This window comes from Hymenobacter sp. R533113, assembly GCF_056835965.1.
Window position 1 is genome coordinate 289,228 of the sequence record NZ_JAKWBD010000016.1, and the last position, 24,087, is coordinate 313,314.

16 protein-coding genes and 2 pseudogenes are annotated in these 24,087 nt (G+C 58.4%); 13 read left to right on the forward strand and 5 right to left on the reverse strand.

Annotation, left to right across the window (positions count from 1 at the left end):
* Positions 1-46: 46 nt before the first annotated feature.
* The 9 genes from MKZ35_RS23090 to MKZ35_RS23130 all read left to right on the forward strand — a co-directional run bounded on the left by MKZ35_RS23090 (position 47) and on the right by MKZ35_RS23130 (position 11,576).
* Positions 47-832: a hypothetical protein gene (locus MKZ35_RS23090; protein ID WP_482515560.1), complete on the forward strand. Its 786-nt coding sequence runs from the start codon at positions 47-49 to the stop codon at positions 830-832.
* Between the two features lie 75 nt (positions 833-907).
* Positions 908-2,560 carry an FAD-binding dehydrogenase gene (locus MKZ35_RS23095; RefSeq protein WP_482515561.1) on the forward strand — a complete coding sequence of 551 codons (1,653 nt, stop codon included), beginning with the start codon at positions 908-910 and terminating at the stop codon, positions 2,558-2,560.
* A 276-nt stretch (positions 2,561-2,836) separates the two neighbouring features.
* Positions 2,837-3,358, forward strand: coding sequence for a heme NO-binding domain-containing protein (locus MKZ35_RS23100; protein ID WP_482515627.1), 522 nt, complete (start codon positions 2,837-2,839; stop codon positions 3,356-3,358).
* A 194-nt stretch (positions 3,359-3,552) separates the two neighbouring features.
* Positions 3,553-4,308, forward strand: a complete 756-nt coding sequence (locus MKZ35_RS23105) for an SGNH/GDSL hydrolase family protein (protein WP_482515562.1) — start codon at positions 3,553-3,555, stop codon at positions 4,306-4,308.
* Between the two features lie 447 nt (positions 4,309-4,755).
* Positions 4,756-4,968: a hypothetical protein gene (locus tag MKZ35_RS23110; RefSeq protein ID WP_482515563.1), complete on the forward strand. Its 213-nt coding sequence runs from the start codon at positions 4,756-4,758 to the stop codon at positions 4,966-4,968.
* Positions 4,895-8,218 carry a class I SAM-dependent DNA methyltransferase gene (locus MKZ35_RS23115; protein WP_482515564.1) on the forward strand — a complete coding sequence of 1,108 codons (3,324 nt, stop codon included), beginning with the start codon at positions 4,895-4,897 and terminating at the stop codon, positions 8,216-8,218. Before MKZ35_RS23110 ends, MKZ35_RS23115 begins: the two co-directional genes overlap by 74 nt.
* Before the next feature lie 442 nt (positions 8,219-8,660).
* Positions 8,661-9,119: a hypothetical protein gene (locus MKZ35_RS23120; protein ID WP_482515565.1), complete on the forward strand. Its 459-nt coding sequence runs from the start codon at positions 8,661-8,663 to the stop codon at positions 9,117-9,119.
* Between the two features lie 4 nt (positions 9,120-9,123).
* Positions 9,124-9,309, forward strand: a complete 186-nt coding sequence (locus MKZ35_RS23125; protein WP_482515566.1) for a hypothetical protein — start codon at positions 9,124-9,126, stop codon at positions 9,307-9,309.
* A gap of 56 nt (positions 9,310-9,365) precedes the next feature.
* Entirely contained in the window at positions 9,366-11,576 is a 2,211-nt protein-coding gene (locus tag MKZ35_RS23130) for a tetratricopeptide repeat-containing sensor histidine kinase (RefSeq protein ID WP_482515567.1), read from the forward strand.
* 275 nt (positions 11,577-11,851) lie between these two features.
* Here the strand turns inward: MKZ35_RS23130 and MKZ35_RS23135 are convergent, their stop codons facing one another.
* The gene (locus MKZ35_RS23135; protein ID WP_482515568.1) at positions 11,852-12,865 is read right to left on the reverse strand and encodes a methyltransferase; all 1,014 of its coding nucleotides are present in this window, start codon (positions 12,863-12,865) and stop codon (positions 11,852-11,854) included.
* 228 nt (positions 12,866-13,093) lie between these two features.
* Between MKZ35_RS23135 and MKZ35_RS23140 the strand changes: the two genes are divergently transcribed.
* Positions 13,094-13,840, forward strand: coding sequence for a superoxide dismutase (locus MKZ35_RS23140; protein ID WP_482515569.1), 747 nt, complete (start codon positions 13,094-13,096; stop codon positions 13,838-13,840).
* Between the two features lie 90 nt (positions 13,841-13,930).
* Here the strand turns inward: MKZ35_RS23140 and MKZ35_RS23145 are convergent, their stop codons facing one another.
* Positions 13,931-15,181 carry a cysteine desulfurase-like protein gene (locus MKZ35_RS23145; protein WP_482515570.1) on the reverse strand — a complete coding sequence of 417 codons (1,251 nt, stop codon included), beginning with the start codon at positions 15,179-15,181 and terminating at the stop codon, positions 13,931-13,933.
* A 326-nt stretch (positions 15,182-15,507) separates the two neighbouring features.
* On the opposite strand from MKZ35_RS23145, the pseudogene MKZ35_RS23150 reads away from it, so the two are divergent.
* A pseudogene (locus MKZ35_RS23150) lies at positions 15,508-17,705 on the forward strand (penicillin acylase family protein).
* 700 nt (positions 17,706-18,405) lie between these two features.
* Positions 18,406-19,140, forward strand: coding sequence for an SDR family oxidoreductase (locus MKZ35_RS23155; RefSeq protein WP_482515571.1), 735 nt, complete (start codon positions 18,406-18,408; stop codon positions 19,138-19,140).
* Between the two features lie 83 nt (positions 19,141-19,223).
* Here the strand turns inward: MKZ35_RS23155 and MKZ35_RS23160 are convergent, their stop codons facing one another.
* Both MKZ35_RS23160 and MKZ35_RS23165 read right to left on the reverse strand, forming a co-directional pair.
* A complete protein-coding gene (locus MKZ35_RS23160; protein ID WP_482515572.1) occupies positions 19,224-19,964 on the reverse strand; it encodes a hypothetical protein in 741 nt (246 codons plus the stop codon).
* An 83-nt stretch (positions 19,965-20,047) separates the two neighbouring features.
* A pseudogene (locus MKZ35_RS23165) lies at positions 20,048-20,266 on the reverse strand (3-dehydro-L-gulonate 2-dehydrogenase); the annotation flags it as partial.
* A 350-nt stretch (positions 20,267-20,616) separates the two neighbouring features.
* Between MKZ35_RS23165 and MKZ35_RS23170 the strand changes: the two are divergent.
* Positions 20,617-22,842, forward strand: a complete 2,226-nt coding sequence (locus MKZ35_RS23170; RefSeq protein ID WP_482515573.1) for a bifunctional alpha,alpha-trehalose-phosphate synthase (UDP-forming)/trehalose-phosphatase — start codon at positions 20,617-20,619, stop codon at positions 22,840-22,842.
* Between the two features lie 92 nt (positions 22,843-22,934).
* Here MKZ35_RS23170 and MKZ35_RS23175 read toward each other — a convergent pair whose 3' ends face one another.
* Positions 22,935-23,681 carry an SDR family oxidoreductase gene (locus MKZ35_RS23175; protein WP_482515574.1) on the reverse strand — a complete coding sequence of 249 codons (747 nt, stop codon included), beginning with the start codon at positions 23,679-23,681 and terminating at the stop codon, positions 22,935-22,937.
* Between the last annotated feature and the right edge of the window lie 406 nt (positions 23,682-24,087).

Here is a 24,087-nt window from a genome sequence, read left to right on the forward strand (position 1 = left end):
TACTTACTTAGCAGTAGGCTTTTCCCTCTTGCATTTCCGCTCCGTTATGCAGCTTCTACTCTGTTGGCGTCGTTGCTCCCTCCTGCTGACTTGCATACTGGGGCTGAGCGTGGGCGCATTTGCCCAAAAGAAAAAACCGTTGCCGGGCTACGTCGTCACGGCCGGCGGCGACACCCTGCGGGGGGCAATTGTTCCGACTAATAGGCTGGCGCAGCAGATTCAGGTAGAGTTTATTCCTGTGCAAGGCACTCAACGGCTCTCGTTAGATGGGTATCAGCTTATTTCATACACTTATTTTAAGGACCAGGATACAATACGCTACATCTCCCTTCCATTTTTGCAGGGTGGCAGCACCAAGCCAAGTCGTGGTTTTTTGCAGCAGGTAGTAGCCGGCGAAGCGCAGCTCTACTATTACAGCTTTCACAGTTTTGTTCAGCAAGCAACACCTTTTAGCGGTGGCGGCTTGCTCGGCACTAGCTATAGCAATCCTACTGGCCCCAGGGGGATGAGTGCCTATGCCTATTCCCTGATTAATAGCACTCAGTACACTTCTCGTATCATTCCCCAGAAAAACGCGAAATACCCCACGTTCGGCCCGTTGAGTAAGCGCGGGGTGTACAATCCCGACAACACTCTCGTTATCTATCGCACGAATAAAAGGCGGCTGGAAGACGTCAACGGATGGAAATTTCCCCAAGATGCTGCTGTTTATTTTGCCGATTTTCCCGACCTGGTCGCCGACCTTAAATCAGGCCAGTACCGGGCCCGCGACCTACCACAAGTAGTTCGTCGCTACAATGCTTGGCATCAGGCGCAAAAGCCAGCGCCTTAACCCGTTTATAGCTGGCTACGGTCGGCGGGCTCTGCTCTATCAGCCGCCATTTTTACTTTCGCTTATTACTTTCGAATGGAGGCTGATGTTGTTGTAATCGGGGCCGGATTGGCCGGTTTAGTGGCCGCCGCAGAGCTGGCCGATGCGGGCAAGCGCGTCTTGCTCCTGGACCAGGAGCCCGAGCAGAGCCTGGGCGGGCAGGCATTCTGGTCGCTGGGGGGCATTTTTCTGGTCAATTCCCCCGAACAGCGTCGCCTCGGTATCCGCGATTCGCAGGCCCTGGCCCTGGACGACTGGCTGGGCACCGCCGCCTTCGACCGGCCCGAGGACAAGTGGCCCCGCCGCTGGGCCGAGGCTTACGTAGAGTTTGCGGCCGGCGAGAAGCGCTCCTGGCTTTACCAGCAGGGCCTGCGGTTTTTTCCGGTAGTAGGCTGGGCCGAGCGGGGCGGGTATGGCGCCATCGGCCACGGCAATTCGGTGCCGCGCTTCCACGTCACCTGGGGCACGGGGCCGGGCGTGGTAGCGCCGTTTGCGCGCCGCGTGCGCGAGGCCGTAAAACGCGGGCTTATCACCTTCAAATTTCGGCATCGGGTAGAGGAGTTAATTGTAACGAATGGGGTCGTGCATGGCGTGTCAGGCGAAATTCTGGAGCCCAGCGACGTGCTGCGCGGACAGAAAAGCTCCCGCCTGGCCGTCGGCGACTTCGCGTTTTATGCCCAGGCCGTTATCGTAACGTCGGGCGGCATTGGGGCCAACCACGCGCTGGTGCGGCAGAACTGGCCTACGCGCCTCGGCGAGCCGCCTAAAAGCATGCTGTCGGGCGTGCCGGCCCACGTCGATGGGCTCATGCTGGGCATTAGCGCGGCGGCTGGGGGGCATTTAATCAACCAGGACCGCATGTGGCACTACCCGGAAGGCATCCAGAACTGGAACCCCATCTGGCCCAACCACGGCATTCGCATTCTGCCGGGTCCTTCGTCGCTGTGGCTCGATGCCCGTGGCAACCGCCTGCCGGTGCCCTTGTTTCCCGGCTTCGACTCGCTGGGCACGCTGCGGCACCTGCGCCAAACGGGCCACGACTACAGCTGGTTTGTGCTCACGCAACGTATTCTGCGCAAGGAATTCGCCCTTTCCGGCTCGGAGCAAAATCCTGATCTGACCAACAAAGACTGGCGCCAGACCCTCGGCCGCGCCTTCGGCAAAGCGGCCCCAGCTCCCGTCGAAGCCTTCAAGACGCACGGCGCCGACTTTGTAGTGCGCGACACCCTGGCCGACCTCGTGCGAGGCATGAACGACTTAACGGAAGAGCACCTCATCGACCTTACTTCCCTGGAGCGCGAAATCCGGGCCCGCGACCGGCAGCTGGACAATTCATTCAGCAAAGACAGCCAGATTACGGCTATTCGGGGAGCACGCAACTACCTGGGCGACAAACTTATCCGCACGGCAAAGCCCCACCGCCTGCTCGACCCGGCGGCTGGGCCGCTCATTGCGGTGCGCCTGCATATTATCACCCGCAAAACCCTGGGCGGCCTGGAAACCGACCTTTCCGGCCGGGTGCTTAATGCGGAAGGCAACCCCGTGCGCGGCCTCTACGCGGCGGGCGAAGTCGCTGGCTTCGGGGGCGGCGGAATGCACGGCTACCGCGCCCTGGAGGGCACTTTTCTGGGTGGCTGCCTATTTTCCGGCCGCGTGGCCGGCCGGGCCGCCGCAGGAGCTGTTATTTAATCTATAGTACAGGTAATCTAACTATGCATCTCTACTCGTATGCTCAGGTTGTAAGCCGTACTATTCATCCGGTTTGGAATGGTGCTTTAGTTGGAGGCTTGTACTTTAGCAGAGTGGCAGCCTAATAAGCTGAACCATGTAATGAGCACATTCGCGAACGAGCTGGGAGTTTGATATCTAGAAATAAAACAATTCTTGGTAGTAGTAAGGCAGTTGCATCTTCATAATTCGTTTCTAATTGTATTATCAGACCATAGTATGCACGGCCATATTTTCATGTTGCTAAAACGCTACGTTCAAACGCAGTACGACCATAGCACTTGGCTTAAGCTTATGGAAAATTCCGGATTGGAGAATTTGGAATTTGATCATAAAACAGTGTACCCCGATAAGCATATCTACGACCTCATGGGCCAGGCTGCCGAGATGACAGGGCTCTCGTCCGGTGAGCTGCACGAGAAGTTTGGTGAGTACCTCGTGCCCGATCTGATGTTTATGTATCAAAAGCATATACGGCCCGAGTGGAAAACGCTCGACATGATAGAAAACACGGAGATGACTATACACAAGCAGGTGCGTAGCGAGCACCCCGAGAATAGCCCCCCAGTACTTAAAGTGCAGCGCCTGGGTGAGAATGAGCTGATCATTGACTACGTCTCGTCGCGACGCATGAGCGGCTTGGCGGTGGGTATTGTGCGCGGGCTGGCCACGCATTTCGACGAGGCCGACCGCATTGATGTGATGCCGACCACCAGCGAGGATGGCGAGCGGGTAAGCATCCATGTACGCCGGACGTAGAGACGCCTGTTTGCGTCTTGATCCTTGCTCGATTCGCTGCTTGCGCAGTGCGCACAAGCCTAACGCTCCCGAAAGCAGATAATGAGGTGAATATCTTTTTTGACTAAATGCACGTTCTAGGGTCCTTAATCAACCGAGTGTACTATTCCGCAACAGCTTGCACTCTGGTAGCTCCTGATCCAAAAACGAACTTCATGTCTATAAAAATCACCACCCGCAGCTTACTCGTTGCCCTCTCACTTAGCATCTTTGGCTGTGGCTCCAGCGGTTCCGATTCTAATCCGGACCCAGCCCCGGCGCCTGCACCTGCCCCTACGCCCGCGGCTCCTATTACCTACAAAATCACGTATGCCGGCAACAGTCTGCTCTCGGGCTACCTGGGCTTCGTTATCGATACCAAGATAATGACCGAGGTTCAGAGCCAGGGGGGAGCTAGCCTCGGGGCGGGCACCATGGAAAACTTCGCGATAGCCAACTACGTCACGCCCCAGGTGCTGGACCAGATGCCGAAGATTAATGCCGCCTTCGACCCCACCAAGGACGTGAACGTGCTGGTGCTCTGGGAAGGCACCAACCATATTTACTACGGTGCCACGGCCAAGCAGGCCGAAGAGTCGTTGCTGGAAGTGTGCCGCCGCGCGCGGGCCGCGCATCCGGAGTGGAAAATCGTGATGGGTAGCTTGCTGCCCCGCTCCGAGGACGACTTCCCCGCCACCCAGGAGCGCGACCGCCTGGCCGTAAACGTGGCCCTGCGCGCCACGAAGGCCAGCGGCAACACCCTCTTCCACGAGCTGGCCGATGTAGCCCAGGACCCGCGCGTGGGCCCCGTTGGCACCGAAAAGGACAAAACCTATTACCACGACCTGGTGCACCTCAACAATGCCGGCCAGCAGGTGGTGGCGCCCATTTTCGCCAAGTCCATCGTGGCCGCCATTAAGCAAGGCAGGTAGAAACGCCTATTCGCGTCTAATCGTCGCGGTCGTTGTTTGAGAGGAGCAGTTTCGGTTGTTCAACGCGTGGCCTCACCCCCGGCCCCCTCTCCCATGGAGAGGGGGAGCCAGACGCTCGGCCTGCGCGGCTACGTCGGCTGCCGCCTCCGCAACCGCTACCGCGTTCTTTTAGAAAGCAAAAAAGCCCCCGGTCTACTACCGGGGGGCTTTTTTGCTGCTGTGCCTAGCGTATGAATCAGGTAGCCGTGCTGGAGGCGGCAGCCGACAGGGCGGCGTAGGCCGAGCGCCTGGCTCCCCTCTCCATGGGAGAGGGGGCCGAGGGTGAGGCCACGCGTTGAACAAGTCGCGGGGTGAGGCCACTCGTTGAACAAGGCCGGGAGAAAAGGCCCCACATCACCCAAACCCCCTTATCTTCCCGCCCCATTCCTACTACCCAAAATATCCCCCGTGACCTATCCCGAATTTGAAGCCCGCTGGCGCCCGGCCGGTGGCGCGGAACGCGCCAACTACGGCCTCTTCCTCCAAGACCTGTGCGATTTATTAGAAGTACCCAAGCCCGACCCGACTACCGACGACCCCACCCAGGATGCCTACGTGCTGGAGCGGGCCGTGCAGTTCAACGACGGCCCAAAAAAGCACCGGCCGCATCGACCTGTATAAGCGCGGCTGCTTCGTGCTCGAAACCAAGCAGGGCACCGACACCCCCGACCAGCAGCAGCGCCTCGACCGCGCCGAGCTGGGCCTGCCCGCCGCCACCCGCCGCAAGGGCCACGCCGTGCGCGGCTCCGCCAAGTGGGCCGAAATGATGCAGGCCGCCCGCCAGCAGGCCCTCGGCTACGTGCGCGCCCTGCCGCCCGACGAGCCCCGCCCCCTGTTTGTGCTGGTGGCCGACGTGGGCTACTGCCTCGATGTGTACTCCAACTTCGCGGGCGTCGGCGACTCGTTTGTGCCGTTTCCCGACCAGACGCGGTTTCGGCTGCCGCTCTCGGCACTGGCCGATGCGGGCACCCGCGCCATGCTGCGCCAGCTCTTCACCGAGCCCCGCGAGCTGGACCCCAGCCGCCGCGCCGCCCGCGTCACGCGGGAGCTGGCCGGGTATCTGGCGAGCGTATCGGCCCAGCTGGAGCGGGCCGGGCACGCGCCCGACGTGGTGGCGCAGTTTCTGATGCGCTGCCTGTTTACTATGTTCTCGGAGGATGTGGGGCTCATTCCCAAAACCTCCTTCACGGGCATGCTGCGCACCTACTCCACCCCCGAGATGCGCGAGTTTCTGCCCGATGCGCTGGCCGGCCTGTGGCGCACCATGGATCTGGGGGGCTTTTCGCCCGACCTAAAGGCCCGCTTGCGCCGCTTCAATGGCAAGCTCTTCCACGATGCCACCGCCCTGCCCCTCACCGAAGGCCAGATGGCCCTGCTGCTCAAAGCCGCCGAGGCCGACTGGACTGAGGTAGAGCCCGCCATCTTCGGCACCCTGCTCGAACGCGCCCTCGACCCCAAGGAGCGCCACAGCCTGGGCGCCCACTACACCCCGCGCCGCTACGTGGAGCGCCTCGTGCTGCCCACGGTGCTGGAACCGCTCCGCCGCGAGTGGGCCGCCGCCCAGGCCGCCGGTGCCCGCCGCCTCGCCGAAAATCAGCCCAAAGAAGCCCGCGCCGAGCTGGTCCGCTTCCTCCAGCGCCTCACCTCCATCCGCATTCTGGACCCGGCCTGCGGCTCCGGCAACTTCCTCTACGTGACCCTGGAGCACCTCAAGCGCCTGGAGGGCGAAGTGCTGGCCGCCATCAACAGCTACGGGCACACGGGCCTGCTCGACCTCGGGGGCGGCACCACCGTGAGCCCGCGCCAATTGCTGGGCCTGGAGCTGAACCCGCGCGCCGCCGCCATTGCCGACGTGGTGCTGCGCATCGGCTACCTGCAATGGCACCTGCGCACCCACGGCGTCACGCAGCTGGCCGAGCCCCTGCTGGATGAGTACCAGAACATCCGCCAGCAGGATGCCGCCCTCCAGCACGATGCGCCCGTGCCCCGCCTCGATGCCCACGGCCAGCCCGTCACGCGCTGGGATGGCACCACCCGCCTCCACCCCGCCACCGGCCAGCCCATCCCCGACGAAACCGCACGCACGCCGGTTTTCGATTATCCCAACCCCCAGCCCGCCGCGTGGCCGGAAGCCGATTTTATCGTGGGAAATCCGCCGTTTGTGGGGCCGGCCCGGATGCGCGATGCCCTCGGCGACGGCTACACCGAAGCCCTGCGCAAAGCCTACAAAGGCAAGGTGCCCGACTCGGCCGATTTGGTGATGTATTGGTGGTACAACGCCGCTGCCGCCGTGCAGCGCGGCCCCGCCGAGCGCTTCGGCTTTATCACCACCAACAGCCTCAAGCAAACCTTCAACCGCCGCGTGATGCAGCCTTTCCTGGAAGGCGACACGCCCCCGCTCACGCTCACCTTCGCCATTCCCGACCATCCGTGGGTGGATGCCGCCGAAGGTGCCGCCGTGCGCATCGCCATGACGGTAGCCGAACGAGCTTCGGCTAATTCGGCTTCTGGGGGGCAATTATTGACGCTGAAAATAGAAGCTGCTGCTGAAGGAGAAGATGCTTATGAGGTAGAGTTTGTAGAGCAAGAAGGAAGGATTCAATCTGACTTGACGATTGGAGCCGACTTAGATAGTGCTCTGCCATTGAAAGCACTAGACGGAATGTCGAGTCCAGGCGTGAAGCTCCACGGACAAGGATTCGTTATTAAACCTGAACAAGCAACTGCACTAGGACTGAATACAATTCAGGGCTTGGAACAGTATATCAAGCCGTACATGAATGGCAAAGACTTCACTGATAAGTATCGTGGCGTTCTAGCTATTGACCTTTTTGGTTTGAAGTCTGATGATGTATTGTCACGATTCCCACAAGTCTACCAACACTTGGTTCAAACTGTTAAACCAGAGCGCGACCAAAACAACCGGGCGACTTACCGCGACAATTGGTGGATATTCGGAGAAGCGCGAGGCACTTTCAGGCCTGCTTTAGCCGGCTTATCCCGGTATATAGCAACTGTTGTGACAGCCAAGCATCGAGTGTTTCAATTTCTTGATGCAAGCGTAATGGCAGAGGATGCCATTATAGCAATTGCCTCTGATGACGCTTACCATTTAGGCGTCTTATCCAGTAAAATTCATGTCGTTTGGGCTCTAGCTACGGGTGCTGATTTAGGAGGAAACACGCCTCGATATAGAAAATCCCGCTGCTTCGACCCATTCCCCTTCCCCGCCGCCACGCCGGAGCAGCAAGCCCACATCCGCGAGCTGGCCGAACAGCTCGACGCCCACCGCAAGCGTCAGCAGGCCCTGCATCCCAGCCTCACCCTCACCGACCTCTACAACGTAGTCGAGAAGCTGCGCGCCGGCCAACCGCTGGCCACGGCCAAAGAGCACACCATCAACCAGCAGGGCCTGGCCTCCGTGGTGCTCAGCCTCCACCAGCAGCTCGACGCCGCCGTAGTCGCCGCCTACAATTGCCCCCCAGACCTCCCCGACGCCGACATCCTGACCCGCCTCGTGCGCCTCAACCACGAGCGCGCCCGCGAAGAGCAAGCCGGCCACGTCCGCTACCTCCGCCCCGCCTACCAGGCCCCCGAGCAGCAACAATCCGCCCTCAATTTGCCCCCCAGCGCCGCCGCTGCCGCCGCTACCACTACCGAGGCCACCGCCCCCCAGCCCTGGCCCACCGACCTAGCCCAACAAATGCAAGCCGTCCGCGACGCCGTTCAACAGTCCCCGCAGCCCCTCACCGCCGCCCAAGTAGCCGCCCGCTTCCGCCGCACCCGCCCCGAAAAAGTGCAGCCCCTCCTAGACACCCTCACCGCCCTGTCATTGCTCCGCAGCACCGCAGAAGGCACCTACGCCGCCTAACCCAAAAGAACGATAAGCTCCCCTCCTCAGATGAGGAGGGGACGCGGCGGCGCAGCCGACGCTGGGGTGGTTGAGGGCGTTGTTTAGTTGTTTGAAAAGAGCCTCCCAGAACGTCATGCAGAGCGCAGCGAAGCATCTCGCGTGCTGACGTACGAGCAACAACTATTACTCTGAATGTAGCAGAGCGCGAAGCATCATGCCCGCTTCGTGGAGATTACCAACTACTAGAAATGCTACTTCTTGTGAGCATAATATTTCTATTGCAGCGGCAGTATAGGAGTTGCCTTGACTGCGCCTCGCAATGATCGTCTTTTAGCTTATTGTCCGCACGCTCATACTTAGTACATTTTATTTTTTGTATAAACTTTTCAATATAAATTTTAACTATTAAAAATAGAAGTGTAATTTCATAGTCATACATTTATCACTAATCACCAAAGTCATGGAGCATAGCGCTAACGACCAACTTACTGATAGACAAATTACTAATGAGGACCCTATTATAGTCTTGGCTCCATCTGACATCTGGCCGAGCGTTGTTCAGTTTTATATTAATGGTTTACAGCAACATCCAAATCCTTCGGCCCCACCCAAAGCCATATTTCAGTTGCCTGAGGGCAAGGAACTGCATGTGATTCAAACAGATGATGTAGCCAAATTGCAGGAGTATATGCAGAGAATACCGTCACTTTTTTTAAGTCTCCCATCCCAAGCGTTGGCTACACAGGTATATAATCAAGCTATAGCTGGTGGTGCTACCCCGAAAATACCTCTAGAAACTATTTTCGTAATTCCTAAACTTACCAATGTTACGCTAGGGAGCTTTGTTTTCGGAAGCAAGCAGGTTGTTGACTTTCGAGTGTCTGGCGGCGTCATCCACAATCCGCCTAGCAGAACGTAGCAGTATGGCAAAGTCCCAAACTCCCAGCAAAGGTGGCCCAGCTCCCGACGAGTCCGACCCAAACGCCCCCCGCTCAACCAACGGCACGCCCGATGAGCCCGTCAACCTCTCATCGTTGGAGGGCGGCGTACTGCACAACCCACCTCAGGCCACGCAAAGCCAGAAGTACCGCACTATCGACGAAGAGTAGCGCGGCGGTTACTTGATAACCGCCTAACCAGTACGTTATCCTTAGTGCCCGCCAGCATGAAGCGTTGTATCATTCTGCTTCTTTTGAGCGCTACTTTGCTACCGGCGCCTGTGTTGGCCCAAACGCCAGCCGCCGCTGACAGCCTGCGCCAGCTGCTGAGCGCCCAGCCCCGCGCCGATACCCTCCGCGTGCGGCGCCTGCTGGCTCTGGCATACGCGGTGCGGGTAGCCGATATGCCGCAGGCCATGCAGCTGAATGAGCAGGCCCTGACCCTGGCCCGCAAGCTTGCCGACACCGATGGGCAGGCCAAAGCGCTACTGGCCCTGAGCATCCTCTACCGCCGCCAAACCAACTACGACGTGGCCCGGCGCTACGCCCGGCAGGCCCGGCGCCTGTTTACCCAGCGCGCCGACCAGGAAGGCCTGAGTCGGCTGTGGCTGCAAATGAGCTGGATTGACTTATTGCAGGGCAACTACGTGCCGGCCCTGGCTTCGGCTTTGAAGGGGTTGTCTCTGACGGAGCAAACCGGCGACCTGCTGACCCGTACGCGCCTCCAGATCAATATTGCGAACATCTACACCAAGATGGACAACTACGCCGAAGCCCTGCCTATGCTCCGGGGGGCGCTCAAAAACGCCCTGCGCCTCGGCGACGAGCAGACCGTACTACTAGCTCTAAACGGGTTAGGCAATTCGTATCAGAAGCTTGAAAACTGGCCTCAGGCGCTGGTTTACCACCGGCGCTCCTTGGAGCTGAGTAAGAAGCTGGGCATTGTGGGGAGCGAAACCTCCGATGAAATCAACCTGGCGGATGTACATGGCATGATGGGCAACCAGGCCGAAGCGCTGGCCCACGGTCTGCGGGCGCGCCAGCTGGTGCGCGCCACCCACGATGACTACAATCTGCCTGCGGTGGAACTGATGCTGGCCCGTGCCTACCTGCTCGCCGGCCAAACCGACAGCGTACTGGTACTGGCCCACCATGCCTTAGAGGTCAGCCAGCAATCGGGCAGCAACGGCAATATTCGCACCGCCAGCGAGCTGCTGGCTGAAGCCCACGCCCAGCGCCAGAACTTTGAACAAGCCTACCGCTACCGCAATCTGCAAATAGCCTACAATGACTCGGTTGCGGGAGAGGGTATTCAGCGCCGAACCAGCTCTCTGCGCTACGGCTACGAGCTGGACCGCAAAAAAGCCCAGATTGACCTGCTCAACAAAGACCGCCAACTCCAGGCCCAGTGGGTTGAGCGCCAACGCCAGCAGCTCTACGGCCTGTTGGCCGGCTTAGCCGGGTTAGTGCTGGTGGCCGGGCTTTTGCTGCGCAACGTGTATATAAAGCAACGGGCCAACCGCCACCTCAACGAGAAAAACCAGGAAATAGCCGCCCACCGCGACGACCTCGACCAGGCCCTGACGGAGCTGCGCGCCACCCAGGCCCAGCTGGTGCAGCACGAGAAGCTGGCCTCGCTGGGGCAGCTGACGGCGGGCGTGGCCCACGAAATTCAGAACCCGCTGAACTTCATTACCAACTTCTCTGACCTGGGCGTGGAGCTGACTACTGAGCTGCAGCAGGAGCTGGCGCAAGAAGCCTTGTCGGAAAGGGGCCGGGAAACGATAGCGCAGCTGCTCGATGATCTGTCGCATAATCAGCTCAGCATCCATCAGCACGGCCGCCGTGCCGACCGCATCGTGAAAAGCATGCTGGAGCACTCCAGGGCCAGCAGCGGCCAGCCCCAGCCAACCGATTTGAACGCGCTGACGGAAGAATGTCTGCGCCTGTCGCATTACGGCTGGCAGGCCGCCAACAAAGACCTTAAGGCCACGCTCACCACCGAATTTGCCCCCCAGCTGCCCAACCTGCGGGTGGTGCCCCAGGACCTGAGCCGGGTGCTGATCAACCTGCTCACCAACGCGTTTTACGCCGTGGCCGAAAAGCGCCGCTTGCTGGGCGAAGCCTATCAGCCGGAAATAAGCCTCCGTACCCAGCAAACCGAAAAGGACATCCGAATTAAGATCCACGACAACGGAAACGGGATTCCGGCCGAGGTGCGCCAACGTATTTTTGAGCCTTTTTTCACCACCAAGCCCACGGGCGAAGGCACCGGCTTAGGTTTGTCGTTGAGCTACGATATTATCACTAAAGGCCACCAGGGCACAATCAGCGTCGAAACCCAGGAAGGCCAGTTTACGGAGTTTACTATTTGCCTGCCCCTGACGGCCGCTCCCTCCCGCCCGGCCACCCCGGAAATGACCAAAGCTGGGGTTTAAGCTTGGCCCTCGTAGAGACGCGTATTGGCGTCTACTCGTTGAACGATACTCGCCCATCTTCTGAACTCCCTCCCCTTGCGTCTGTCATCCTGACGAAGGAAGGACCTTTTCACCCTTGAACAAGTCTTTATTAAACTAATCGTTCTACGTAATAAGGTCCTTCCTTCGTCAGGATGATAGACGCAAGGAGGGAAAACGGGCAGGGAACCAACTACCCAACGACCGCAACGACGGAGACGCAAATCCGCTTCTCCGCCTTGTGCTGGGGGGCTTTTTTATTTCCGCACGCCTTCTATGATACTGAAGGGCGACTTGGTGGGTAGAATGCGGGTGAGCTGCAGGCCGGCATTCTCGAATAGCTGGCGGTATTCAGGCTCGGTCCGCTCGCAGCCGCGCAGGTACAGCAGCATTTGCAGATCCAGAAACTTACCGAAGGACGGCTCGTTGCCTTCGGGCAGCACCATTTCCACGACCAGCACTTTGCCCTCGGGGTTCATGGCTTCGCGGCAGTGTTTCAGAATGGTCAGGCTCTGCTCATCGTTCCAGTCGTGGATGATGTGCTTCATGATATAGGCGTCGCCACCCGCCGGCACGGAATCGAAAAAACTGCCCCCCACCCGCTCGCACCGGCCGGCCACGCCCTGCGATTTTAGCAGGTCTTCGGCGGCTTCCACGATGGCCGGCATGTCGTAGAGAATGCCGCGCAGCTGGGGGTACTTTTTCAGAATGGAAGCCAGCAGCAGGCCATGTCCGCCGCCCACATCAACGAGCGTGGAAAAGGGTGAGAAATCATAGGCTTCCAGCACGGCCGCGCTGCTAAAAGCGCTGTTGCTGGACATGGCATCGTTGAATACTTTGCCGGCCTTCTCGTTGCGCCAGAAATAATCGAAGGACGAGGTGCCAAATACTTTGTCAAACGCTGGCTCGCCCGTTTGCACGCTGTACAGCAGCTCGGCCCAGGTCTGGTACTGAAAATCGTTCGTCATCAGCGTCACGAAGGCCCGCAGGCTGCCCGGCGCATCGCTCAGCAGCGGTTCAGCCGAAGGCGTGAGCCGGAAGCGCTTGTCATCGTCCTCAGAGAATATGCCCACGCTGGCGCACGCTCGCAGCACCCGGTACAAAGAGCGCTCATGCGTGTTGGTGCGGCGGGCCAGCTCACCGGCGCTTTTGGGGCCGTCTTGCAGCAGATCGGCAATGCCCAGCTCGGCGGCCACCCCAATAGCGCGGGAGGCCGCGAAGCCGAACATCACCTGCATGAGCTGGATGGGCGGAGGTAGCTCCTGTGCCATGGGTAGTTTAACTAAAGCACAACCGATAGCAGATCAAGCGCCTGATAGCCACGAGTTAGCGCAAGAGCTTGATTGCCACTCTAATATATAAAATTTATGCTATTCTTATTTGTAATTGCAATGGTAAGTTTCGCCGGCATATTCACTCTCCAGCTCCACCATTTTTATAAAAACCAACGTTTGTATCAGCTCACCGTGGTTTACTTACCCTAACATATTCTGACTACTATGAACAAACGCGATTTTTTGCAGAAAGGCCTGCTACTGGCCATTAGCGGCCTGGTAAGTCCAGCGCTACTGGCCCGTGCCCGCGACGAGCGGTTCTTGGCCGAAGCCCGTGCCACGCCCATGGCCGATGGCCCTTTTACCCTGCCGGCGCTGCCCTACGCCTTCAATGCGCTGGAGCCGCACATCGATGCGCGCACCATGGAGATTCACCACGATGCCCATCACAAAACCTATGTATCGAAGCTCAATGAGGCCGTAGTGGGAAAACCCCAGGAAAAGATGTCCCTGGCCGAGCTTCTGGCGTCGGCCAGCAAGCAGCCCGACGCCGTGCGCAACAATGCGGGTGGACATTACAATCACTCGATGTTCTGGCAGATTCTGGCCGCTAAGGGCGGCGGACAGCCTACCGGCGCCCTGGCCACGAATCTCACCCAGACCTTTGGCTCGTATGAGAAGTTTCAGGAGGAGTTTGCCAAAGCGGCCACGGGTCGGTTTGGCTCGGGTTGGGCGTGGCTCAGCGTTGATAAGGCCGGCAAGCTGTTCATCTCCTCCACCCCCAACCAGGATAATCCGCTGATGGACCTGCCGGGCGTGCAGCGCGGCACCCCCATCCTGGGCCTCGATGTGTGGGAGCACGCGTATTACCTGAAATACCAGAACAAGCGGCCCGATTATGTCAAGGCTTTCTGGAACGCGGTGAACTGGCCCGTGGTGGGGCAGCGCTACGATGCTGCCCGCAAGAGCTAAGCTGGCTTAAGCCGGAAAGCTTCAGCAGTTAAGCAGCATTGTGCTGCTGGCGCGCGTCTGCATGGGCAGTCCGGTTTACAGGTTTCGCCTTTACTTTAATTGGTAGTGACTATCAATAAAGGCGAGCAAAGCTGTCTGGAAAAGCTCAATTTCCTGATCGGTATTATATGGCGCTAACCCGATGCGAATCCAGCCGCCGGACTGATTCACTTGCAGCTTGTCGGCCATGGTAGACGCGTAAAAGTGACCGTCGGCGACGCACATATTGTAGTTGTCGGCAAACCAGGCGGCGGCCTCTCGTGAATTAACGCCCTCCAGGGTAAAGGCCAGCGTGGGCGTTTTGCGGGTGCCGGCCGGGGCGCGGTACAGGTGCACGGGGGGCAAATTCAGTAAGAATTCTTCCAGCCTCAGTGCCTGCTCTGCCTCCTGTTTCTCAATGGCTTCCATAGCGGTGCGCAGGCGCTCTTTGCGAGTAGTACCCGTGCCCAGCGTTTGAATGAACTCCAACGCCCCCAGCAGGCCCGCAATAGCCTCATGATTTTGGGTCCCGGTTTCGAGCTTATCAGGGATATGGGCGGGCGCGGGGGCCAGTTTGTACACCGGCAGCTGCTCAAACAAAGCCGCCGACACCACCGCAATACCCAGGTGCGGCCCAAAGAATTTATAGGCAGAGCAAAACAGAATATCAGCTCCCAATGCCCGGAAGTCAATTGGAAAGTGCGGCGCGGCGTGTACGGCGTCCAGCACTACCAGAGCCTTCACCGCTTTGGCCCGCTGAATCACCTGCTCTACCGGCGTCACGGTGCCCGTCACGTTCGACGACATATTCACGGCCACGAGCTTGGTTTTAGCCGTAATCAGCGTGTCGAGCTGGTCGAGCTCCAGCGTGTAGGTTTCGGGATTTACGGGAATGAATTTGACTACCGCGCCCCGGTCTTTGGCCAGTGTTACCCACGGGTCCACGTTGGCCCGATGGTCAATTTCGCTGACGATGATTTCGTCGCCGGGCTGAATAAACGTGCCCAGGCTGCGGGCAATGGCAAAGGCCAGCGAGGTCATGTTTTGCCCGAAAGCTACTTCCGCGGGCTGGCAATTCAGGAAGTCGGCCACGCCGCGCCGGCCTTCTTCCAGCAGCTCGTCGGTGGCACGGCTGGTGCCAAAAGCGCCGTGCAGGTTAGCCATGCCGCCTGTGATGTAGCCCGTCATAGCATCAAGGGCCTGCTGAGCCATCTGGGTGCCGCCCGGCCCGTCGAAGAAGATGTAGGGCTGGTGAGTAGCGGCGGCGCGCAAAGCAGGAAAAGCGGCGCGGACAGAATCAACTGGGAGAGTTACGAGCGACATGCGAGACGGGAATGAAATAATGGAGATCTTACTAAGGTATAAAGCGGCGCCTACATGCCCTAACCTGAGCAAAAAAGCCCCCCAGCCCGTCATGCAGAGCGGTAGCGAAGCATCTCGCCAGCGGTAGTTAGAGTAGTAATCAAGCGTCAGCACGCGAGATGCTTCGCTACCGCTCTGCATGACGGGCTGGGGGGCTTTCTAAGGTCCCGTGTTACTTTTAGCAACCCCAGTGAGTAGCTTCCTACCAGATGCCGGATTCATAACCACGAAATCTTCGCATACGCTTGCCCCTCCTATCTCCTCACCCATCCCGCTATCTTTCCAAAATGAAGCGTCCCCTTTTCACCCTGTTCCTTTTCATCTCCTGCTTCGCGGCCCAGGCCCAGGCATTCAAGCCCGAAGAAATTGCGCGCTGGCAGCAGCAAGCCAAGCAGGTAAACATTATTCGCGACAACTGGGGAATCCCGCACGTGTATGGCAAAACCGATGCTGATGCCGTGTTCGGCCTGCTTTATGCCCAGTGCGAAGATGATTTTGCCCGCGTCGAGGAAAACTACCTCACCAATATCGGACGCTTAGCGGAGGTAGAAGGTGAATCGGCCTTGTACAGTGATTTGCGGGCTAACCTCTTTATGGACAGCACCCAGGCCATCAGCATCTACCAAAAAAGCCCCCCGTGGATGAAGGAGCTGCTGAACGCCTTCGCCGACGGCACCAACTACTACCTCTACACTCACCCCACCGTAAAGCCCAAGGTGCTCACCCGCTATCAGCCCTGGATGCCGCTCATGTTCAGCGAGGGCAGTATCGGCGGCAACATCAGCGTCGTGCCTTTGGAGCGGTTGAAGGCTTTTTATAGTCAGCGTAAATCGACTTCCTGGCAGCACCCCGACTTTGAGAAGCAGGACCGCGAACCAGTTGGCTCCAACGGGTTTGCTATTGCTCCGGCCAAAAGCGCCAGCGGCCACGCTCTGCTGCTCATCAATCCGCACACGTCCTTCTACTTCCGGCCCGAAGTGCAGATGGCAAGTGAGGCCGGCCTGAATGCCTATGGCGCTGTTACCTGGGGCCAGTTTTTTGTGTATCAGGGCTTTAATGAAAAATGCGGCTGGATGCACACCTCCAGCCAGGCCGACTCTATGGACGAGTACTTGGAAACCATTGAGGAGAAAAACGGCAAATTCTACTACAAAGTGGGCAAGAAGCGGCGCCCGGTGCAGGTGCAGAAAGTGTCGCTGGCTTATAAGCAGGGTAACCAGGTGCTGCGCAAGGAGTTTACCACCTACCGCACCCACCACGGCCCGGTAGTAGGTCAGCAGGCCGATAACCAATGGGTGACGGTGCGCATGATGGACGCGCCGCTGGAGGCCCTGGAGCAGTCGTACCTGCGCACCAAGGCCACCGACTACGCCAGCTTCAACGAGGTAATGAAGCTCAACGGCAACGCCACGAACAACACCGTGTTTGCCGACAGCAAGGGCAACATCGCCTACTGGCACGGCAACTTCATGCCCATCCGCGACCCCAAATTCGACTGGAACCGTCCCGTGGATGGCAGTAACCCGCAAACTGAGTGGAAAGGCCTGCACAAGGTAAATGAGCTGGTGCAGGTGCTCAACCCCGCCAGCGGCTGGATTCAGAACTGCAACTCCACGCCCTTCACCGTGTCCGGCCCCAGTAGCCCTTCGAAAGACAAATACCCCGCCTATATGGCCCCCGACCCGGAAAACTACCGCGGCATCAACGCCGTGCGCGTGCTCAGCCGCCGCAACGTGTACACGCTCGACACGCTCATTGCCGCCGCCAACGACCCATACCTGGCAGGTTTCGAGGAACTGATTCCGGCCCTGGTAGCGGCCTATCAAACCCCGGCCGGCAAGGCCAGCACTGCATCGAAGGCGGTGCCGGAAGCCATAGAAGTGCTGAGGGCCTGGGATAAGAAATACGGCAAAACTTCCGTCGGGCAAACGCTGGCCATCTACTGGGCGGAGCGCATCCAAAAGCTGGCCCGCACTCGTGCCCTCCCCGACCAGCGCCTCGACAACCTCACCCTCACCGCTTTAGTCATTGAAAAAACGACGCCCCAGGAGAAAGTAACGGCCCTGGCCGAAACCCTTGATGAGCTAACTCGTGACTTTGGCACCTGGAAAAAGCCCTGGGGCGAGGTAAACCGCTTCCAGCGCCTAACCGGCCAGATTCAGGAAGTATATGATGACAGCAAGCCCAGCCTTCCGGTGGCTTTCACCTCCTCGGCCTGGGGCTCACTGGCAGCTTTCGGCGCGAAAGCGCAGTCCAACACCAAAAAGCGCTATGGCGACGTCGGGAATAGCTTTGTGGCTGTGGTAGAGTTCGGGCCGCGCGTCAAGGCCCGTTCGGTGCTGGCTGGGGGGCAAAATAGCAACCCCAGCTCCCCCACTTCACCGATCAGGCGGCTATGTACGCGGAGCAACAGTTCAAAGACGTGCTGTTTTACCCCGAAGATGTTCAGAAGAACGCTAAGAAGACCTATCACCCCGGCGAGTAAGCTCAGCTTTTTATATGAAGTCTCTGTTAGCCTCTTTTCTTGCTTGCACGCTACTAATGGCGGGTTGCAACCGGTGTGACGACGTGGAACCGGAGGTTTATTCCCTGCGATTCCTCCTAGTATCGCCAACCGGCCAAAACCTGATCGGCCCGGCGTCGACGCAGTACCCGCCCAGCTCACTCACTACTACTTACCAAGGTCAGCCGTTTGATTTTGAGGCGGTTAAATCCTTCAATGATGAATACGCCGGTGTGCTGAGCGCTAGATGTTGTCTCGATAGAGATGGACAGGCACGCTTGCTTCTCCAATTAACGAGCACCGATACGGACACTATTGACATCGCGTATCGCACCAAACAAGGCAAGTGCGCCAAGATCATTGAGTATACGAATGTGGCGTACAATCTTCGCCCAGTGGCACTGGATGACAATGGCAATTATCGTTTCGTAAAACGATAAAGCCTTGGTGTAGAGACGCAAAATATTGCGTCTCCTCGTTGAACGATTGGTTGTGTGGTCTCTGGATCTAACAGCCTCAGCAACGACGAGACGCAAACTATTGCGTCTCTACACTGCCTCGCTGCTTCATCAGCGCCTTCTAAAGTTAGCCCTTTGCCTGCCTCTCTACGTTTATCCAGCTTCGAACCCAAGACGCAAGTCTTACCTCAACCCAACCTCAGAATACCTAGAAAAGCAAGATCATGGCAGGAAAACTCAATGGAAAAGTAGCCCTCATTACGGGCGCAAGTGCTGGCATCGGTGCGGCCTGTGCCCACGCTCTGGCCGCCGAAGGCGCCAACCTGGTGCTGACGGCCCGCCGCGAAGAGCGCCTGGAAACCCTGGCCGCGGAGCTGCGCCAGCTGGGCGTCGAAGTAGTGTTTGAAGCCGGCGACGCCCGCGACGAAGAAACCGCCCGCCGCACCGTACAAGCCGCCACCGACTCGTTTGGCCGCCTCGATATCCTGATCAACAACGCCGGCGCCGGCAACTACAAAAACCTGGTTGACACGAGCGCCGACGAGTACGACGAGCTCATGGATACCAACATGCGCACGACTTTCCTCTTCACGCGCCACGCCGTGCCCGTCATGCAAACCCAGAAATCCGGGACTATTCTAATGCTCTCGTCGATGGCGGGCGTGTATGGTTTTGCGGGCGAAGCGGTGTACTGCGCCACCAAGTTTGCGCAGGTAGGCTTCGCCCAAGCGCTGGATAAGGAGCTGCGGCCCGACGGCATTAAAGTAGGCGCTATTTGCCCCGGCGGCGTGAAAACAGAGTTTGCACTGGGCAAAGGCCGCACCGAAGACAAGGTAGCCCAATCGGGGATGCTGGAGCCGGAGGACGTGGCAGGGGCCGTGCTGCTGGCCTGCACGCAATCGGCTAACTCACGCATCATTGAGATTCAGATGCGCACGATGGATGAGGCCCTGACTTAATTCTTAGTTTTCCAATTAACCCACAAAAAAGCCCCTCAACCTGTGTTGGGGGGCTTTTTTTATGCCTTTTGAATTTACAGGCATTACCTCATGGGGTGGGAAGCTGAGTCAGAATGGCGCAACAATTGGTACAAACTGGCTATATGGCTGAACAGCACGACCGGCACAATAAACGAGGGCAGCCACACAAAGGGAAAGCGCAGCACCGCTACGTTGGGTTGGTCAAAAGCTAGCTGCTGAACTGGTGATGGGGCTGAAAAAATGGCTAAAACCACAATGGTGGCCAGCAACGCCAGCGCGGCTACATTCCAGACGATTAGCCCTGCTTTACCCAAGCGCTGATGGCGCCACAAGCTTGCCACCACCGGAGCCGTCAGGCCCGCCAGGATGTCGAAGTTTCGGCCGGAGAATGTCATCAGTTCGGGCACCAGACGATAAGCAGCCAAGCCGTATAAACCAATCTCAACCCCGACCCGCACAACGCTGATGGAAGTCAGATCGGTAGTGGGAAGACCGGCCATCCAACGGCGGCCTTGTGGGGAAATAACGATGGCCAGAATGACGGCTACGGCCGGCCAAAGTGCGCCCAACGCCAAACGGGGTGGCAGCCCGTCCAGATTAGTTTGATAAAAGCCCCCCAGCGCCAGTCCAGCCTGCACGGTAAGCCACCCCCCAACAATCAGCCAGTAATATTTAACTGAGCCACCGGCGCGTTGTATAGCCTGGGCCAACAGCCAAGCAGTAAAAGAAGTGCAGGCCACAAACAGCACGCTAAGCCAAGCCGGCACCGGTGCATTCAGATATTCCAGATTGGCAGTTGGCATCAGATCAGCAAATTAACGGCTGGAAATATAGCATTTATTTAATACAACCGCTGGCGCAATCTCCCGATGCGTCAGGCCAGATGTTACATTTGCTGCACTTGCTGCCAGATGTCTTCCTCCACCGGAATGCCGTGAGTCAGACTGTCCTGGCGGGTTGCAAACGACTGCTCGCCGGGGTAAAAAACCTGCTCACCAGTTTCCGACGGTGGGCCGCTTTTGGTGTAGCTGAGTATTTCCTCGATCAGAGCCGCGTGCATAGTAGGCTGGTGCAAGGCAATAAAGCACTGCGACATGCCCGCCTCAGTACCGGCCTGCGTGCTTAGCCGTCTGCCAGCGGCTAAGCAGCTTACTTAAATGTATTCGGACAGCAGTATGCTGCCTGCTTTTGTTCTCAATTACTGTACTCTAGTCGGCAATACGTGATTTTCAATTTTCTACCCGCCTTGCTGGCCAGACATCAGCCGAGGAGGCGGCCGAGTTTTACCTTGGGGCGTAGCTCATCAGTAGTAATACGGGTTAAAAACACAGCTATAGAATCGGAAAATCCGTAATTACTCCCTGTCCCCGATGTAGCGCCGACACGTTATACACAGCAGATTTACGAGCAGGCACCATCGCTACTGCGTGTTTGACGCCTTATCACCTTTTCTTGATGGCCAGAACAATTATTGTTTCCAACCGCTTGCCTACCAAAGTGCAACGCACTGCCGACGGCCTCACCTTTCAGCCCAGCGAAGGCGGACTGGCCACCGGCTTGGGCTCCATTTATCGGGCTGATGATAACATCTGGGTGGGCTGGCCCGGCTTGTTTGTGGAAGACCCCGCCGAGCAGCAGCACGTAACCGATCAGCTCCGCGACGACAGCATGGCCCCCGTGTTTCTGACCGAAACCGAAATCCGGGATTTCTACGAAGGCTTCAGCAACTCCACGCTTTGGCCTATTTTCCACTATTTCAACGAATACGCCTCCTTCGAGGAAGCGCATTGGGAAGCCTACGTGGCCGCCAATCAGAAATTCTGCGACGCCGTGCTGGCCCTGGCCGGCCCCGACGACACCATCTGGGTGCACGATTATCAGCTGCTGCTCTTGCCCCAAATGCTGCGCCGCGCCCGGCCCAAGGCCACCATTGGCTTCTTTCTGCACATTCCGTTTCCCTCGTATGAGTTGCTGCGGGTGCTGCCCTGGAGCACGGAGCTGCTGGAAGGTATGCTGGGAGCCGATCTGATTGGTTTTCACACCTTTGGGTACATGCGCCACTTTCTGAGCGCGGTTTCCAGCCTGCTGGGTTTGCCCAACCAGAATGGCCAGATTGAAACACCCAGCCGCATGGTGCTCGTCGATGCCTTCCCGATGGGCATCGACTACGAGCGCTACGCGACGGCGGCGGCCTCCGAGGCCGCGCAGGCGCACGTTCAGACCTTCCGCGAAGCCGTACGCGGGGTGCGCATGGTCCTGTCAATAGACCGCCTCGACTATACCAAGGGCATTGCCCAGCGGCTGCGGGCCTTTGAGGAGCTGCTAAAGCGCTACCCCGAGTGGCGCGAGCAGGTGAGCCTGCTCATGCTGGTGGTGCCCTCCCGCGACCAGGTAACGCAGTATCAGGCCCTAAAAGTGGAGGTAGATGAGCTGGTAGGCCGCATCAACGCCCAGTACGGCACCATTACCTGGACCCCCATTCTCTACTTCTACCGCTCGCTGCCGTTTGACCAATTGGTGGCGCTCTATAGCCTGGCCGACGTGGCGCTGGTAACGCCCGTGCGCGACGGTATGAACCTGGTAGCCAAGGAGTACATTGCCTGCAAAGCCGACCTGGGCGGCGTGCTTATCCTCAGTGAGCGGGCTGGCGCGGCCCAGGAGCTATCCGACGCCCTGCTCATCAACCCCACCGCTACCGGCAAAGTGGCCGTCGTGCTGCACCAGGCCCTCACCATGCCGGAGGAAGAACAGAAGAGCCGTATGCACAACTTGCAGGCTCTAGTGCGGCAGTACGACGTATTTGCGTGGACGGAGCTGTTCATGAACCGGTTGGCGTACAGCAAGATCAAGCAGCTCACGCTCGGCACCGATTCCTTGGATGCCAACGCCAGCGCCCAGCTGCGGCACAGCTACCAAAATGCCCCCCAGCGGCTGTTATTACTCGATTACGGCGGCACGCTGGTAGGCTTTCATAACAACCCCGAGCATGCGAAACCCGATGAGGAGCTGCTCCGGCTGCTGGGTGCGCTCATCGCTAACCCCCAGAACCGGGTCGTTATTATCAGCGGGCACGACCGGGCTACGCTGGACAGCTGGCTGGGTCAGTTGCGCCTCGATCTTATTGCTGAGCACGGCGTGTGGCTGCGGCGGGCGGGCGAAGAGTGGAGCCTGTTTCGGGAAATGCAGTCTGACTGGAAGCAAGGATTTCGGCCCTTGCTGGAGCAGTACGTTAGTCGCACGGCCGGATCGTTCATTGAAGAAAAAGACTATTCCCTGGTGTGGCACTACCGCCGCGCCGATGCGGCCCTGGGCGACGTGCGCTCGCGCGAGCTGCTCAACCACCTCAGCTTTATGACCTCCAACACCGATTTGCAGGTGCTGGAAGGCAACAAAGCGCTGGAAATAAAAACTTCCGGCATCACCAAAGGCACCGCCGCCCAGCGCTGGCTCACCCCCAACTCTGCCGCCTTTATCCTGGCCATCGGCGACGACCGCACCGACGAAGACATCTTCCGCGCCTTGCCATCCGAAGCCTACAGCGTGAAAGTTGGCGGCGGCGCTCACTCAGCCGCCCGCTACTGTGTAGGCGGCATCTCGGACGTGCGCAAGCTCCTCACCGAGCTTGCCGAAGTAGAAGCCACCCACCCAGACGCGCACCTAGCTCAGTCCATTTCTATTTAATACTGCCCTGTGAGCAGCTGAATAAACTGAGGCTAAAAAAGCCCCCCAGCAGTTGCTGGGGGGCTTTTTTAGCCTCAGACTTAATCCTAATGTTAATGGCTGTTCATCTGCTCAAACCGCGCATCCAGCTCAGCGCGCGAGGCCTGCCGGATTTTCTCTGAGGTGCCAAAGCCTATTTCCTGCTCCCCGGCCGCCAGTCGGGCCACGATGCTGTCGGCAAACTCATCGACGGGCACGGCCCAGTTGTGCAGACCCGGCCCGCCCAAATCGGTATTCACGGCGGGCGGCACTATTTCCAACACGCTCACGCCTACGGAAGCCAGCTGCTGCCGAAGCGAAAGGGTAAATGAGTGCAGCGCCGCTTTCGTAGCGCTATAAATAGGTGCCGCCGCCATCGGCGCAAAGGCCAGCCCCGACGACACATTGATAACCATGGCATTAGCTTGCTGCCGCAAATGAGCCAACAGCAAAGCTGTGAGGTGAATGGGCGCCTCAAAGTTGATGGCAATTTCCTGGCGCTGCTCTTCCCAGGCCTCCAGACTGGGGGGCAAATCGGCTAGCTGAAATCGGTTTTGGATGCCGGCATTGTTGATCAGCACGTTCAGGGCCGGGAAGTCGGCCTGCACGCGGCGGGCCAGCTCGGCGCGGTCGGTGGCCTGGGCTAAGTCGCATTCGTAGGTGTGCAAACCAGGCACTTTGTCTTGCGCTTCGCGCAGCTTATCGGCGCGCCGGCCGCAGATAATGACTTCGCTGCCCGCTTCCCGGAAGCGTTGGGCCAGGGCCAGCCCGATGCCGGAAGCGCCGCCCGTTATCAGAAACGTGTTGTTTTGAAGGTTCATAGAATAGCTAGGGCTGATGTTTGGGTAAGGAAAACTTTCCTCTAAACGCAGACCAGGCGCCTACGACCAAAAACTATCAACACTGGCCTAACCTTTTTGCGGGGCAGTAATACCCAGAGCTTTCGCAACCGCAAAAACGGCTGGGAAGGGCATAAAAAAAGGCATCCCACCCGGAATGCCCTTTTCAAATCCCAAGGTTGAAGACAAAGTCCCACCCCTACTTCAACCTGGGTTAGCCTACCAGAATCGGCGCCATACCTAACAGTAGTGGCACTATTTCCAGCGACTAAGCTTGTTGGTGACAGCCCTATACGCAGCTAGTCACGAGTACCTGCATCGAAGCACAAGCTTCGATTATAATGGCAATTTAGATAAAAGTTATTAATAACTAAAGTGCCTACCTCAA